Origin of the sequence: Mediterraneibacter hominis, assembly GCF_014287475.1 — a bacterium.
Lineage (GTDB): Bacteria > Bacillota > Clostridia > Lachnospirales > Lachnospiraceae > Mediterraneibacter > Mediterraneibacter hominis.
Genome location: NZ_JACOPF010000001.1, coordinates 1,037,443 through 1,052,177 on the forward strand (window position 1 = coordinate 1,037,443; position 14,735 = coordinate 1,052,177).

Consider the following 14,735-nt stretch of genomic DNA (forward strand, 5'->3'; position numbering starts at 1 on the left):
TCCTTATCCTTTCCCGTTTTTTCTATCATATCAAATTTCACATTGTAATTCATCCATTTTTGCCTTATAATACAAGCAGTACTTATTAGGAGGTCTAATGAATGGACATCAATTATGAATTATATAAAGTTTTTTTTCACGTAGCATCTACCTTAAGCTTTTCCGAGGCGTCTAAACTTCTTTTTATTTCCCAGTCCGCAGTCAGCCAGTCTATCAAGACACTGGAGCGCAAACTGGATCAGACACTTTTTATCCGCAGCACAAAACGGGTGCAGCTCACCCCTGAAGGAGAAATCCTTCTGCGCCACATTGAGCCTGCCATGCATCTGATTCAGCGCGGAGAAGCACAGCTTTTGGATGCGGCATCTACCGGCGGGCAAATCCGCATCGGCGCCAGCGACACTATTTGCCGGTATTTTCTTGTCCCTTATCTAGAACGTTTTCACAAGTCTTTTCCTAATGCCCATATCAAAGTTATAAACCAGACCTCCGTCAAATGTGTGGAGCTTTTAGAAAATGGGCAGGTAGATTTGATTGTGGTAAATTATCCAAACACCTATTTAAGTAATGTCTCCTCTATCCAGAAAATAAAGACATTTCACGATGTCTTTATTGCAGGAGACGCTTTTAAAAGCCTGAAAAATGAACGGCTTACCTTAAGAGAGCTCTCTCATTATCCAATCTTAATGCTGGATAAAAACAGTACCACCAATGAATTTCTCCACCGGCTCTTTCAGCAGCATCAGCTGGATCTTGTGCCGGAGATCGAGCTGACAAGCAACGATCTGCTTATCGATCTGGCGCGGATCGGACTTGGCATTGCCTTTCTTCCAGACTATTGTATCGCAGGCAATATGTCCGAACTGTTCATTGTGGAAACAAAAGAAGAGCTGCCTGGAAGAGAATTGGTAATCGCGTACAATGAACAAATCCCTCTTTCCAAAGCAGCCCGAGAGTTCTTAAGTTATTTTTCTTCTTAGTCTCGGCTGTCCCAGAAATTTCTGACCAGTCCTTCCACATTTTCCAGGCTGCATGTTTGGTATTGGTTCCATTCCCGCGGGAAAATTTCTTGATACCGGATTCCCAGAAACCGTTCGTCCAGCAGAAGGATAACCCCCTTGTCCTTTTCTGTGCGAATCACTCTTCCTGCCGACTGCAGAACCTTATTCATTCCTGGATATAGATAGGCAAAGTCAAACCCCCGCATATTTCTTTTGTCAAAAAATTGTTTTAATATCTCTCGCTCGTTGCATACCTGCGGCAATCCGGTTCCAACGATAACAGCGCCGATTAGTTTGTCTCTGGACAGATCGATCCCCTCAGAGAAAATGCCGCCCATGACACAAAACCCAATCAATGTCGTCTCCCTGTCCTCTTCGAATTTCTCAAGAAATTGTTCTCTTTGTTCTTCCCCCATATAGGGAGACTGTATGATACTCTCCAGTTCTGGCCTGTCCGCCGTTCTTCCTGCAAATCTTTCATAGACATCTTCTAGAAAACGGTAGGAAGGAAAAAAGACCATGTAATTCCCCCTCCGCGATTCTGCTATTTTCAAAATATAATCGGCAAATCTTTCATACATCACGTCTCCCCGCATAGTATACTTTGTGCTTACATCCGTTCCCAGCAAAAGAAGCCGATTTTTCTCCGGAAAAGAAGATTTTGCATATACCGCGTAATCCTTCTCTTCCACACTGAGCAGCTTCTTATAATAATTGACAGGAAGTAATGTGGCAGAAAAGAATATCGTGCTGTTCCCTTGTTCTAAATAAGAGGCAAGATTCACCGACGGGTTTACACAGAACAGCTTAAGCTTAAATCTTCCGTCTGGTTCCAGTTCTGTATAGATCACATAATTTTCATCCAGTAAATCATGTATATTGATAAAATCCCGCGCCCGAAAATAAAGTTCTAAAATTTTTTCCCGCTTCTCCTCATCGCTACATTCTTCAAGAAATCGTTCTATCTCTGACATTAGATTCATCAGCTTCAACACAATATGGGACACACTGTTTAAAACTTCATAATTTTCACATTCTCTTTTCAAGGCAAGCAGAAGCCTGTTGCACTCTCCAAGCCTTCCGTACAGCTTTCTGTCCTCCCCTTTAACAAGGCGTTTCGCCAAAAGAAACTCCTCTTTGTACAGGACTGCACTGTACATTTCTCTCCCTCGTTCCACCAGATTATGTGCCTCATCAATCAAAAAGAGGTATTCTCCTTTTGTACTTTCAGAGAAAAACCGCTTCAGATGCGCGTTCGGGTCAAAAACATAATTATAATCACAGATCACCGCATCCACCCAATTGGATATATCCAGAGACATTTCAAAGGGACATACTCTGTATTTTTGCGCCTGCTCTTCTAGTACGCCTCGTGTAAATGTGTTCTGTGCAGTAAGCAACTCAAACACAGCGTCGTTGACGCGGTCGTAATGCCCTTTTGCATAAGGGCAGGCTTCCGGATTACAGACTGTCTGTTCCATGAAGCAAATTTTTTCCTTGGCAGTCAGTGTGAGCACTTTACAGGAGAGTCCCTGGTCTTTTAAGGTCAAAAACGCCTGTTCTGCGACTGTCCGCGTGATCGTTTTCGCAGTAAGATAAAAAATCTTCTCTCCTAATTCTTCCCCCACTGCTTTTACAGCCGGAAATACAGCGGCCATTGTCTTTCCCACTCCGGTAGGTGCCTGAATAAACAGCTTTTTTCTGCGCAGGATCGTCCGGTACACACTATAGGCCAATTCTCTCTGTCCATCTCTGTAGGAAAAAGGAAAGATAAGCCCCTGAATAGACGTATTTCGTTTTTCCCTCCACATAATCTGAAATTTTGCCCATTTTTCATATTTCCCAGCCAGACTTAGAAACCATTCCTCCAAATCTTCAAGCAAATATTCCCTTGTAAACTGTTTCAGTTCTTCACTTTCTAGATGGCAGTATGTCATCTGGACACATATCTTTTTTAATGCCGCCTGTTTCGCATACATATAGGCATAACACTTTGCCTGTGCCAGATGTACTCCAACTGGTGCGGTAAGATATTCTAAGTCTCTTAGGACACCTTTGATTTCATCTACTGTAACTTCGTCTGTATCTTCTTTCTTTATAATTCCATCTGCTCTGCCTTCCACCTGCAAAAGAAATCCCTCACAGGGCACCTGTATTTTCAAGCTCACCTCTGCGTGATAATCCGATCCCATCCTCCTTTGAATCTTTCGGTGAAGACGGCTTCCCATCAGCATCGCGTCCTTTTCCATTCCGCCTGATATTCGGTTGTCAATGTCCCCCTCCCGCAAAATAAACTCTACGAGACTGCGGACTGATATTTTCATTATTTTTTCTTTTTCCATGCAGTCTATTATACCTCATTTGACGGCACAAGACCAATCTTTTCCTTCATTCGCCAAATTCTGGCATATCCGCACGATAGCGTATAGGAAGATGATTCCTTTGACAAGCCGGATTTTTACGTTCCTCGATGGCTATGGTATGAAAAAAGTTTTTCCAAAGTTTTTCATATTCTAGTTCCTTGTCTGAGACACAGTGGATTGCCTCTTCGCTTGGAACTTCTCCCCACAGAAGATACCAGGGACTTTTCTCCTTGTGTACCAGAAACACCTGATGCGTTTTGTCAAAAATCATAAAATTTTCCAGAGGAAATCTGTCGGCAAAATGTTCCCCTATGCAAGTTAGTATTTGGTTTTTGGGTGCAATTTCCGAAAAAAGAATCCCGTTTTTCAGTTCTCTGAACCTTATAAATTCAATAAAACAATGGGCTTCATTCGCAACATTTCTACTCAGTTCAAATACCTTTGCCACAGCAGGATGATCTAGATGTTCCATGATTTTTCTGCTGTCTTTTAATTTCCTTGCTTCCTGCATTGTCCAAAACACTGCATTTCCTTTGCCGGCATCTTTTGATAAAAGGGCGTAATACAGTTCCTTATAAGCTTCCTCTCCAAGATTCACGCGAATCAGCTGCTCTACTGCCCGCGCTTTTTTCTGAGACTCTTTTACTTCCTGGTATTCACAGAATAGCTCCGGCTCCATATTCCCCTGCACCGCGATCTTTGCCTCTCCTTCCCGGTGTTCTCTCCAGGCGTCATAAATAGCGGAATACAGTCCCGTTATCGTATCACAGCACAGATAGACATCTGTCATTTGTCCGGCACCTCCTTCTATTTTTCTAATTGTTCTCACTTTGTCTGCCTCACTTTTCTTTTACGACTGGCTGACAATCTGCCTTGCCTGTTTTTCTCCAAATCCCATGTCGTCAAACAGAGACAACTGCTGGTATGTCATGCTGTCCGGCAGTTTCTCCTTTGTACGCAGAAGATTCCTTGTAATATAATCCTCTTCTACTTTCACAGGATATAACATCTTTCCGCTGCATGTCAGAAAATAGAGCGCCCGCTTGAGCACCACCCCCATTTTCTTTAAATCCTCAAATCTCAAATTTCCAAACCTTCGCGCCTTCACAATCCTGGACGCCGACTTGCATCCAATTCCCGGTACTCTTAATAACATCCTGTAATCAGCCCGGTTTACCTCTACTGGAAAATACTCCAGATGCTTCAGTGCCCAGTTACATTTTGGATCCAGAAAAATATTAAAATTGGGGTTCTTTTCATCCAGCAATTCTTGTGCCTCAAAATGATAGAAACGCAGCAGCCAATCCGCCTGATACAGTCGGTGCTCTCTTAGCAGAGGCGGCCCCTCCTCCGTCCGCTTAGGAAGCAGAGAACACTCTTTATTCACCGGCACAAAAGCAGAATAAAATACTCGTTTTAGTTCAAACTTCTTATATAAAGATTCCGCTACATTCAAAATCTGAAAATCCGTCTCCGGCGTTGCCCCAATAATCATCTGGGTGCTCTGTCCCGCCGGAACAAACTGCGGCGTGTTTTTGTACAAGGCAATCTCCTGTTTGTTCTCATTCGCCTTATTCTGTACAAGCCGCATAGGAGCCAGAATATTCCTCCGGTTTTTATGCGGCGCCAACAGCTTCAGCCCTTCGGCTGTAGGCAATTCCAGATTCACACTCATCCTGTCTGCCAGAAATCCAACTCTCTTTATGATTTCTGCATCTGCTCCCGGAATCGTTTTCACATGGATATACCCCTGAAAATGATACACATGCCGCAACTGGTACAATGTCGCATAAATCAGCTCCATTGTATAATCAGGGCTTTTCAATACCCCAGAACTTAAAAACAGACCTTCAATATAATTTCTGCGGTAAAATTCCATCGTAAGCGTGCATACTTCCTCCGGTGTAAAAGAGGTGCGAAGCACATCATTCGAAGATCTGTTAATACAATATTTACAGTCATAAATACACTCATTTGTAAACAAAATTTTCAGCAGAGATACACATCTTCCATCCGCAGAAAAGCTGTGGCAAATTCCCGCACTACTGCAGTTTCCCATTCCTCTGCCGTCTCCTTTTCTGTCCACACCACTGGAGGTACATGCCACGTCATATTTTGCCGCGTCAGACAATATATGCAATTTATCATAAATAGACATCTTTTCTTGAATCTTATCGTACATCCCAGTCCCTCCGCTTTATATAGAACATACGTTCTATTTTTATAATATCACAAGCCTTGCCAAATTACAAGAACTTAAAATGTATTTTTAAATCTTATATAAAGCAGAATGTGCTTTGCGTATTCTCACACCGAAGCGCGGCTAAGTGAGCAGCTGTTTTCCACTTGCGCGCTATGCATCCCCGGAGGGTTTTATCGTATAGGGAACGGAGCTTCTTATAATAATAAAGGCGGTTCGTCATTACCGAACCGCCACTGCTTTACTGATTATTGAATAGATATTTCTGAAACAGTGTTCTCCACACCATTGATTTGCAGTCTGACATGAACCTTCCCATTCTCAAACTCATGCAAAGGGTATTCCAATGGTTTGTCAAGATTTGTAACATCTATAGATTTTACCACATCTTCCTGCACCAGCCACAAGACAAGTGTTGCTCCGTCTGGTACTTTACCGCAGGAAATGTCTGCGTAAAGCAGTTGGGTATCTGCATCTGTAATTCTCATATTCTGTTCTTCCACAAAACCATTGCTGGCGCTTTTGAAGTCCAGATTCCATACACCGTCCAGATACGTGTTGTACTCCATGGTGATCACTCCCATATTCCAGACTCGTTCACTGGAAGCCACGTTCGTATTGACTCCCTTTCCCACAGCCGCACTGACAATAAAACCTGTCAGACATACCAGCATAAGCACCATGCTTACAATACCTGCAACAATAAATTTTAAGTGATGTGTTCCCTCTTTAACCATACTATCATTTTCCTCCTTTTCGATATGCGTTCCACATTCCTCGCAATATTTTGCTTTTACTGAAATTCGCCGTCCGCAGGCCGGACATATTGTTTTGATTTCCGGACGGCGCAGAAAATAGATCAGCAAGCCGATAAAGGGCGTAGCTGCAAAAACTATAACCACCCATAACACAGGATCCGCCTTACGTTTTTTGCAGTCCTGATACACCCATGCCGCAAAAAAAGCCGCCGTACATACCGCAAAAAAGAAAAAGCAGAGAAGCAGCACAGGAAATAACATGGAAAGACCACTGAAACCACCACTTTTCAGATAATACAAGCCAAATCTAAGAAAGAGCAGTAATAAAATAACCAGAATCCCAATATAAAACGGAAGTTTCTTCTTTTTCGCATGATTCATATACATACACCTCGTTTCTCAATACGTATTGTAATATCCTCTTTTATGTTCGCTTTTTTTACTCCTGCTATGGTAAGTAATATGCCAGCTATTCCCACATAGAGACAGATACCGGCGACAAGGTAAGATACATATATATTTTCAATCGTCAGCAGGGCCAAAAGAGTCAGCAGGGAAAAGATTAACAAATTTAAAACCATTGGCAGATACCAAAGCGATACTTTATGCACGACATGTTGCTTTTGCAGGATGGCTTCTTTTTGGTACAGAGCCACTTTGAGTTTCTTATCCAGCTCCGGCGCCGGAATATCTGTTATTTTCATAGAATCCCTGATAATTTTTTCAATTTCTAAGTCAGAACGATTATCTTTCATAACCAGCCTCCTCCAATCTTTTTTTAATTAAGTTTCTTCCCTTGAACAATCGACTTTTTACAGTACCAGGCGGTTTCTTTATAATCATTGCTATCTGCTCTATGGAACAAGCAGAAAAATAAAATAATATCAATGGTACTTGAAATTTTTCCGGAAGATTCTGTATGATTTGACGGACTTCCGTAACCAATTCCTTTTGAAGATAGCTTTCCTCAATACTTTCTTCAGAATGTGCTGTTGTTTCTACTTCCTCCCCATAACTGCCGCAAGGTGCAATCGTGTTTCGGCGCGCCTGTTTTCTCCTGTCACTTTTCCAAAGATTATGCGCCAGAGAGAAAAACAGCGCTTTCGGATTTTTCTCCCAGTCAAGTGTCCATTCTATTTCTAATGCTTTTAAAAAAGTCTGCTGATATAGATCCTCAGCATTTGTCTTGTCCGCACAGAGTTTCAAGCAAAATCTATATATGTCTGTACCGAAATCGTCTATACATTTTTCCACTTCTCTTGCATTCACCGTTTCACCTCCACTGCCTGTTCACCCTATATTCGTCATAACCTTGTATGAGGTTCATTTTTTTCTAAAGAAAAAAATGTGCTTTGCACATTCTCGCACCGAATCGCGGCTGTGTCAGCAGCCATTTTCCACTTACGCGCAGTGCGCATGTTTTATTGTATAGGGAACGAAGTTTCCTGCACAATAAAAAGTGTGTAAGTTTTGAATTTGTTCTTCTCAAACCTACACACTTTCTTTCACAGCGCTGATTCTTTTATCTGCTTTTATAAATTCTCTTTGAAGAATGCCTCCAGCTCCTCAATCGCCTTGTCCTCATCTGCTCCATCTGCGGAGATCGTCACTTCCTCCCCAGTCTTAACACCTAACCCCATAACTCCGAAAATTCTCTTAGCGTCTGCTTTTTTATCTCCCTTTGCAATTTTTACATCGCACTGATAACCTGCTGCCTGTTTTACAAGTATTCCTGCCGGTCTTGCATGGATTCCTTCCGGATCTGTAACCACATATTTGAATTCTTTCATTTTTCATTTCCTCCTTGATATGGTAATTATGAATTAAGTATATACCATGTTCTATTGTTTTTCAATCTGCGTTTTCTCTACTTTTATAGGTTTTTTTAATAAAACAATGCCAAGCATGCTGACCACCGCCCCGGCTAAAACTGCTGCCAGAAACATCGGCGCATGATCCATAATTCCAATTACAAAAATTCCTCCGTGAGGCGCCCGCGATCCGCACTCAAATACCATGGACAGCGCTCCTGCCACTGCGGCGCCTGCGATACTCGGCGGTATGATCCTAAGCGGATCTGCCGCTGCAAATGGAATCGCACCTTCTGTAATAAATGAAAGTCCCATAATATAGTTTGTCACTGTTGTCTGTTGTTCATTCTTTGTAAAGCGATTTTTGAAAAATGTTGTCGCCAAAGCGATTCCAATCGGAGGTACCATTCCTCCTGCCATAACTGCCGCCATAATATCAAACTGTCCACTCGCAATAGACGCTGTCCCAAATACATATGCTGCCTTATTAAAAGGTCCTCCAAAATCGATCGCCATCATTCCTCCTAAGAGAAGTCCCAGCAGTATCCTGCTTCCCTCTCCCATACTCGAAAGGCCGTCATTCAGCCATGTATTAAACGCCCCCACTGGAGGATTTACGACAAAAATCATCGCAGCACCCATAAACAGTATTCCTAAAAACGGATATAAGAGTACCGGCTTTGTTCCCTCCAGTGCACGCGGAAGCTTTTCTAAGAGCTTTTTTATCAAGAGCATGAAGAACCCCGCCAGAAAGCCCGCAATTAAAGCTCCAAAAAAACCAGAGGAAATCCATTGTTCTTCCGGCAAAGCCACCGAAGTACCGGCTTTTGCAAGTAATCCCCCGACAATTCCCGGCATCAAGGCCGGCCTGTCCGCAATCGCCATTGCAATATAGCCCGCTAAAATAGGAAACATCATCCCAAAGGATACATTTCCAACCAAATTAAAGAACCTCGCCAGTTCCGTTCCAGTTCCAAAGACCTCTGTCCCTGCATTTGCACTGTCGCAAATATAAGAAAGTGCAATCAGAATTCCACCGCCAATTACAAATGGAAGCATATGAGACACTCCATTCATCAGTGCCTTATATATTTTTCTTCCCAGCTTCTCCTCTCCGATACTTCCGGCTTCACTCTTGTCTGTCCCACTACTATGATAGATACTCGCCGTTTTACTCAATGCTTTTTCTATCAGCTCCTTTGGTTTATGAATTCCATCTGCCACCTTTGTCACAATCACTGGTTTCCCATCAAATCTTGCCATTTTCACATCTTTATCCGCGGCGATAATAATGCACGTACACTGGGCAATCTCTTCGGCTGTCAGGACATTTTTATCCCCGCCAGAACCATTGGTTTCTACTTTGATACTGCATCCCATCTCTTTTGCAGCATTTTCCAGGCTTTCTGCCGCCATGTATGTGTGTGCAATTCCAGTCGGACATGCTGTAACAGCGAGTATCTGATACCCCTGTGCAGGCGCTTCTTTTTCTTTATTTTCTTCTTCTGACTTTGTATGTTCAGCTTGATCCACATATTCCAAAAATTCTTTTACGCTTTCTGCGTTTATGAGACGCTCTTTAAAGCCTTCATCCATCAAAAGCATGGAAAGGCGGCTTAACACCTCCAGATGCACGTTATCTTTTGTATCCGGCGCAGCAATCAAAAAAATCAGATGTACCGGCTCGCCATCCAACGCATCATAGTCCACGCCATCTCGAAGTACCATCGCCGCAAGACCAGGCGCTTTTACTGCCTCTGTCTTGGCATGTGGTATTGCAATTCCCTCTCCAATTCCCGTCGTACCTTCTTCTTCTCTTTTAAAGACACCAGCCCTGTATGCTTCTTTATCGCTGATATTTCCAGCCTCCGCCATCAAATCTACCATTTTACAGATAACTTCTTCTTTTGAGGAAGCCGTCCCATTTAATTCTACACTACACGGTTTCAACAAATCTGTAATCCTCATCACTTTCTCCTCCCTATAATCCATATTCAGATGCCGGTCTTACAAGTTTTCCAATAATTTCTTCCTTTGTCGCAAGCCAGGAAACAAACGCTGTGGCACTTCCCGCCGCCGTCCCAAGTTCCAGTGCTTTCTCATAATCCTTTGTATTCAAATATCCTGCCAGAAAGCCTGCTACCATAGAATCACCTGCTCCTACTGAATTTACTACCCTTCCCTTAGGCGGCTTCATTTTCCTAATCTTTCCATCCTCTGACAATAAAAGCGCACCTTTTTCAGCCAGGGAAACCAGCACATTCACCGCGCCCATATTCTGTAGTTTTCCTGCATACTCAATGATTTCTTCCTCTGTTTGAATGTTGACTCCAAACAACTCCCCCAATTCATACTGATTAGGCTTGATAAGAAAAGGCTTATATTTCAATACCTTTTTTAAAAGCTCTCCTGTTGCATCCACCACAACACGTACCTCTTTTTCAGTCAGACAGCCCATAATCTGCTCATATACATCTTTAGGAAGTGTATCTGGGATGCTGCCCGCCAATACAAGAACATCATCCGGAGTCAGGCTCTTTAATTTTGTATACAGCTGCTCCACAGCTTCCTTTGATATTTCAGGCCCCTGTCCATTGATTTCACTTTCTTTATTCGATTTTATCTTGACATTGATCCGGCTGTTTCCCTCCGGCAGTGAAATAAAGTCTGTCTGGCACCCATATTCTTTTAACATTTCCTCCATTGCTTCCCCTGTAAAGCCCGCTTTAAATCCCAGTGCCCTGTTTTCAAGCCCCAAATTTGACAGAATGACCGATACATTATTTCCCTTCCCGCCCGGATAAATGTTCTCTTTTTTTGTCCGGTTGATCCGGCCCAGCTCCATATTCTCTATCTGTATGACATAGTCCAAAGATGGATTGAATGTAACTGTATAAATCATTTTTTCTTCACCTCAATTATATTCTTTTCTTTTTTCAGCTTTTCATCCTGAATTTCTGTAGTAATAATAAATGCCTCTTCAAATTCCCCAAATTGTACGGAGGAAATCTTTCCTATCTTTGTCGTATCAGCAAGCACATATTTCTGTCGGCAGCGCTGCATTGCAGTCTCCTTTGTTGCCGCTTCACTTTCATCCGGTGTTGTAAATCCATGTTCCCTGTCCGCCCCGTTCGTTCCGAAAAAGCCTTTTGTAAAATTGTATTTTTTCAGACTCCTGATCGTTTCTGTCCCTACAGTGGCTTCTGTAGCAGCTTTAAATCTCCCTCCGAGCAAAAATACACGACACCCTTTTTTCGAAAGCTGCTGGGCATTGGAAATACCGTTTGTGACATAGACAGCATCTGTCTCGGTGATATATTCCACCATATGGCTGACACTTGTCCCTGCATCCAGATAAACAAAATCTCCCTTTTGAATCTGCTGTGCAGCATATTTTCCAATCTGTACCTTTTCCTCTGAACTCATATCCATTCGCGATGCCACCGTCATATCTTTTGTTTCATAGTTCATCCCGATTGCTGTAGCTCCTCCATGAACCTTCTTTAAAAGCTTCTTCTTATGAAGTGTTGTCAAATCTCTTCGTATAGTAGACTCCGAGGTTTCAAGCATTTCTTTTAATTCCTGGACTGTCACTGATTTTCTCGCATTTACGATTTTTAAAATCTCTGAAAATCGCTCTTCTGTCAACATAACGCCACCTTCTTTCTTTTTCTAATTATAAGATACACCCATTTTCACTCAATGTCAATCACTTTCCTTTATTTTCAATCAAATTAATTCAAATTCAGCCACGCGCAAACATATGTTTCCATTTTCATCTATATGAACTTATAGGAAATTCACCCCGTCTATACTCTTTTCAGGCTTAAAAATCCAGGCAAAGCACTGTCTTTCGACACTTTTTGTATACTTTTACGAAACCTTCAATAAATCCGTTGACTTTTATTGTTAAACATGCTAAACTGACACAGTATCGTTTTTCAAAGTTAAAACGATATAGAACTATATTATTTTCAATTTTTATGGAGGACAACAAAATGACAGGTACAGTGAAATGGTTTAACAACCAAAAAGGCTATGGATTTATTTCCGATTCCGAAGGAAATGATGTATTCGTACATTATTCCGGATTGGTTATGGACGGATTCAAATCCTTAGAAGAAGGCCAGGCTGTTGAATTCGAAGTGACAGAAGGCGCCAAAGGACCTCAGGCAACAAACGTAGTAAAACTTTAATCAGATTTTTTTATGTACCTTTTAATATATAAATTGTGGATTTAATATTTAAAAGCAATACAAAGAAATGAGATTAAAAAAAGAGCCGCCGCACGAAATCGTCGTGCGTACGGCTCTTTTCCAATTCCTTTTATTTATTCACGGATGTTGGAAACATATGCTTCAGATGCTTCCCACACGTCAAAGCCGCTGCCTCTTAGAATGTCCACGACTCTGGCAGGATCATCGGTTTTTAGTACGGCAGAGGCGTCCGCTCCATTTGCAAAAGCGTACATATACTCGATATTTACCTCTCCTTCCACAATTTGGTGCATTGCCTTGCTTAAGGATCCTGTCTCATGCGGTACGCGCAGCGCCACCACGTCTGTCAGCATAGCGGTAATACCATTATCTCTTAGTACTGCTTTGCCTTTATTTGGATCAGACACAATCATTCTAAGCATTCCATAGTCCGACGTGTCCGCCAGACTCAATGCCACGATATTAATCTCATTTCCTGCAAGCACCGACAACACCTCATCCAGCCTGCCTTCCCTGTTTTCCAGAAATACAGATAATTGTTGAATTGTGATACCCATTGTCTTTTCCTCTCTTTCCTACAGATTCCGGTTGTCAATTACACGCACTGCTTTGCCTTCGCTTCTCTGGATCGTCTTTGGCTCTACCAGCTTCACACGCGCAGACACTCCCAATGCCTGTTTTAATACTGCTCCAATCTTGTCACGCAGTGCATCCAGTTTGCGGATTTCATCAGAGAACATACTCTCGTCCACTTCTACCATAACTGTCAGTACATCCATGTTGTCTTCTCTGTCCACAATCATCATATAGTGCGGTGCTATCGCTCCACCCATACTCAAGAGTGCTGTCTCTACCTGTGTTGGGAATACATTTACTCCTCTGATAACTTTCATATCATCTGTACGTCCCGTAAATTTAGAAATACGCGGCAGTGTTCTTCCGCATTTGCATTTACTGCGGTTCATACTTGTCAAATCCTTTGTGCGGTACCGGATAAGCGGCATTGCCTCCTTCGCCAACGTTGTAAATACCAGCTCTCCCGTCTCCCCATCTCCACAAGCTTCATGTGTAGAAGGATTTAACACTTCTGGATAGAAGTAGTCTGCATGTACATGCAGTCCTTCGTGGTGGATACAATCCTGTGCCACACCAGGACCAGAGATCTCACACAGTCCATAAATATCAAAACAGTTGATATGAAGAATACTTTCAATCTTCTTGCGCATCTCTACCGTCCAGGGCTCTGCTCCATGGATTCCTGCTTTGATTTTCAAGCGATCTACAACACCTGCCTCCTGCATGGATTCAGCGAGATGAAGTGCATAGGACGGTGTGCACGCGAACGCGGTTGCTCCCAAATCCTCCATACACATCATCTGTCTTTTTGTATTTCCGGCAGACATTGGAATCGCTACAGCGCCAAGCGCCTGCGCTCCATAGTCCAATCCCATGCCGCCTGTAAACAATCCATAGCCATAACACACATGAATAATGTCTTCAGAAGTAAGACCTGCCATTGTAAGGCATCTGGCTACACATTCTCCCCACACTTCCACATCCTTTTTAGAGTAGGGTGCAATGGTAAGCTTTCCTGTTGTTCCAGATGTTCCCTGCACACGCGCAACATCCTTTGTCGGAATTGCCAGAAGCCCAAAGGGGTAATTATCTCTCAAATCTTCCTTTGTCGTAAACGGGAGCTTATGAATATCCTCAATTCCTTTGATATCTCCAGGCTCCACTCCCTGTTCTTTCATCTTTTTGTGATAAAATTCCACATTATGATAAGCTCTGTTTACTACATCTACAAGGCGCTCACTTTGCAAATGCGCCATTTCATCACTGCTCATACACTCAATTTTCGGATCTCTGATTCTTTCCTTCCAGTTCTCCAACGATACTGCTGCCATTTTTTTACTCCTTGTCTGTTGATATTTTCTTGTTCTAATCCAATTCGTCCTCTTCCACAATCCTGACATCTGCTGCCTTTAACACTTTCTCCGCACGGCTGAAATCATCGGTGTGAAACACCATTACCGGAGCCTTATCCGCACGGATCACAAAGGAATAGATATAATTGATATTGATTTTTCCTTCTGCCAGAATTGTAAGCATCTGATTCAAATTTCCCTTTTCGTCTTTTAACTCTGCTCCAATCACATCGCTGACACGGACTACAAATCCTTCCTTTGTCAAATGCTCCTTTGCCTCTTTGGGCTTGTCTACAACCAGGCGCATAATTCCAAATTCTGGTGTATCAAACGTAGAAATTGCCCGAATATTTATGTGTGCCTCAACCAGGGCAGATGTCACTTTCATCATACTTCCCGGCTGGTTTTCCACAAATACGGAAATCTGTCTAATCATCTTTTCACCTGCCTTCTTTTT

15 protein-coding genes are annotated in these 14,735 nt (G+C 42.5%); 2 read left to right on the plus strand and 13 right to left on the minus strand.

Going from position 1 to position 14,735, the window contains the following annotated elements:
- Positions 1-101: 101 nt before the first annotated feature.
- A complete protein-coding gene (locus H8S37_RS05130) occupies positions 102-980 on the plus strand; it encodes a LysR family transcriptional regulator (RefSeq protein WP_186874932.1) in 879 nt (292 codons plus the stop codon).
- Here H8S37_RS05130 and H8S37_RS05135 read toward each other — a convergent pair.
- From H8S37_RS05135 to H8S37_RS05180, 10 genes are all read right to left on the minus strand, one after another.
- A complete protein-coding gene (locus tag H8S37_RS05135) occupies positions 977-3,343 on the minus strand; it encodes an ATP-dependent DNA helicase (RefSeq protein ID WP_186874933.1) in 2,367 nt (788 codons plus the stop codon). The two genes, H8S37_RS05130 and H8S37_RS05135, sit on opposite strands and share 4 nt — an antisense overlap.
- A gap of 46 nt (positions 3,344-3,389) precedes the next feature.
- On the minus strand, positions 3,390-4,193 hold the full coding sequence (locus tag H8S37_RS05140) for a TIGR03915 family putative DNA repair protein (RefSeq protein ID WP_330604856.1): 804 nt from the start codon (positions 4,191-4,193) through the stop codon (positions 3,390-3,392).
- 21 nt (positions 4,194-4,214) lie between these two features.
- Positions 4,215-5,546: a putative DNA modification/repair radical SAM protein gene (locus tag H8S37_RS05145; RefSeq protein WP_186874934.1), complete on the minus strand. Its 1,332-nt coding sequence runs from the start codon at positions 5,544-5,546 to the stop codon at positions 4,215-4,217.
- A 266-nt stretch (positions 5,547-5,812) separates the two neighbouring features.
- Positions 5,813-6,703, minus strand: coding sequence for a zinc ribbon domain-containing protein (locus H8S37_RS05150; RefSeq protein WP_186874935.1), 891 nt, complete (start codon positions 6,701-6,703; stop codon positions 5,813-5,815).
- Positions 6,700-7,077, minus strand: coding sequence for a hypothetical protein (locus H8S37_RS05155; protein WP_186874936.1), 378 nt, complete (start codon positions 7,075-7,077; stop codon positions 6,700-6,702). The genes H8S37_RS05150 and H8S37_RS05155 overlap by 4 nt, the downstream gene beginning before the upstream one ends.
- The gene (locus tag H8S37_RS05160; protein WP_186874937.1) at positions 7,067-7,591 is read right to left on the minus strand and encodes an RNA polymerase sigma factor; all 525 of its coding nucleotides are present in this window, start codon (positions 7,589-7,591) and stop codon (positions 7,067-7,069) included. The genes H8S37_RS05155 and H8S37_RS05160 overlap by 11 nt, the downstream gene beginning before the upstream one ends.
- A 263-nt stretch (positions 7,592-7,854) precedes the next feature.
- Positions 7,855-8,112: an HPr family phosphocarrier protein gene (locus tag H8S37_RS05165; protein ID WP_186874938.1), complete on the minus strand. Its 258-nt coding sequence runs from the start codon at positions 8,110-8,112 to the stop codon at positions 7,855-7,857.
- A 51-nt stretch (positions 8,113-8,163) separates the two neighbouring features.
- Positions 8,164-10,101: a PTS fructose transporter subunit IIABC gene (locus H8S37_RS05170; protein WP_186874939.1), complete on the minus strand. Its 1,938-nt coding sequence runs from the start codon at positions 10,099-10,101 to the stop codon at positions 8,164-8,166.
- A gap of 13 nt (positions 10,102-10,114) precedes the next feature.
- Positions 10,115-11,035: a 1-phosphofructokinase gene (gene pfkB / locus H8S37_RS05175; protein ID WP_186874940.1), complete on the minus strand. Its 921-nt coding sequence runs from the start codon at positions 11,033-11,035 to the stop codon at positions 10,115-10,117.
- The gene (locus tag H8S37_RS05180; protein ID WP_186874941.1) at positions 11,032-11,784 is read right to left on the minus strand and encodes a DeoR/GlpR family DNA-binding transcription regulator; all 753 of its coding nucleotides are present in this window, start codon (positions 11,782-11,784) and stop codon (positions 11,032-11,034) included. The genes pfkB and H8S37_RS05180 overlap by 4 nt, the downstream gene beginning before the upstream one ends.
- 347 nt (positions 11,785-12,131) lie before the next feature.
- Between H8S37_RS05180 and H8S37_RS05185 the strand changes: the two genes are divergently transcribed.
- On the plus strand, positions 12,132-12,329 hold the full coding sequence (locus H8S37_RS05185; RefSeq protein ID WP_004840409.1) for a cold-shock protein: 198 nt from the start codon (positions 12,132-12,134) through the stop codon (positions 12,327-12,329).
- Between the two features lie 134 nt (positions 12,330-12,463).
- Here H8S37_RS05185 and H8S37_RS05190 read toward each other — a convergent pair whose 3' ends face one another.
- The 3 genes from H8S37_RS05190 to H8S37_RS05200 are packed head-to-tail and all read right to left on the minus strand — an operon-like array spanning position 12,464 to position 14,714.
- Positions 12,464-12,907, minus strand: a complete 444-nt coding sequence (locus tag H8S37_RS05190; protein ID WP_186874942.1) for an amino acid-binding protein — start codon at positions 12,905-12,907, stop codon at positions 12,464-12,466.
- An 18-nt stretch (positions 12,908-12,925) separates the two neighbouring features.
- The gene (locus tag H8S37_RS05195) at positions 12,926-14,257 is read right to left on the minus strand and encodes a phenylacetate--CoA ligase family protein (RefSeq protein WP_186874943.1); all 1,332 of its coding nucleotides are present in this window, start codon (positions 14,255-14,257) and stop codon (positions 12,926-12,928) included.
- Positions 14,258-14,291: 34 nt separating this feature from the next.
- Positions 14,292-14,714, minus strand: coding sequence for an ACT domain-containing protein (locus H8S37_RS05200; protein WP_186874944.1), 423 nt, complete (start codon positions 14,712-14,714; stop codon positions 14,292-14,294).
- Positions 14,715-14,735 lie beyond the last annotated feature (21 nt).

Bases quoted from the DNA above. Each gene is read 5' to 3' on its own strand.
- H8S37_RS05130 (WP_186874932.1), top strand. From the start codon at position 102: ATGGACATCAATTATGAATTATATAAAGTTTTTTTTCACGTAGCATCT.
- H8S37_RS05135 (WP_186874933.1), bottom strand. From the start codon at position 3,343: ATGGAAAAAGAAAAAATAATGAAAATATCAGTCCGCAGTCTCGTAGAG.
- H8S37_RS05145 (WP_186874934.1), bottom strand. From the start codon at position 5,546: ATGTACGATAAGATTCAAGAAAAGATGTCTATTTATGATAAATTGCAT.
- H8S37_RS05150 (WP_186874935.1), bottom strand. From the start codon at position 6,703: ATGAATCATGCGAAAAAGAAGAAACTTCCGTTTTATATTGGGATTCTG.
- H8S37_RS05155 (WP_186874936.1), bottom strand. From the start codon at position 7,077: ATGAAAGATAATCGTTCTGACTTAGAAATTGAAAAAATTATCAGGGAT.
- H8S37_RS05165 (WP_186874938.1), bottom strand. From the start codon at position 8,112: ATGAAAGAATTCAAATATGTGGTTACAGATCCGGAAGGAATCCATGCA.
- H8S37_RS05170 (WP_186874939.1), bottom strand. From the start codon at position 10,101: ATGAGGATTACAGATTTGTTGAAACCGTGTAGTGTAGAATTAAATGGG.
- pfkB (WP_186874940.1), bottom strand. From the start codon at position 11,035: ATGATTTATACAGTTACATTCAATCCATCTTTGGACTATGTCATACAG.
- H8S37_RS05180 (WP_186874941.1), bottom strand. From the start codon at position 11,784: ATGTTGACAGAAGAGCGATTTTCAGAGATTTTAAAAATCGTAAATGCG.
- H8S37_RS05185 (WP_004840409.1), top strand. From the start codon at position 12,132: ATGACAGGTACAGTGAAATGGTTTAACAACCAAAAAGGCTATGGATTT.
- H8S37_RS05190 (WP_186874942.1), bottom strand. From the start codon at position 12,907: ATGGGTATCACAATTCAACAATTATCTGTATTTCTGGAAAACAGGGAA.
- H8S37_RS05195 (WP_186874943.1), bottom strand. From the start codon at position 14,257: ATGGCAGCAGTATCGTTGGAGAACTGGAAGGAAAGAATCAGAGATCCG.
- H8S37_RS05200 (WP_186874944.1), bottom strand. From the start codon at position 14,714: ATGATTAGACAGATTTCCGTATTTGTGGAAAACCAGCCGGGAAGTATG.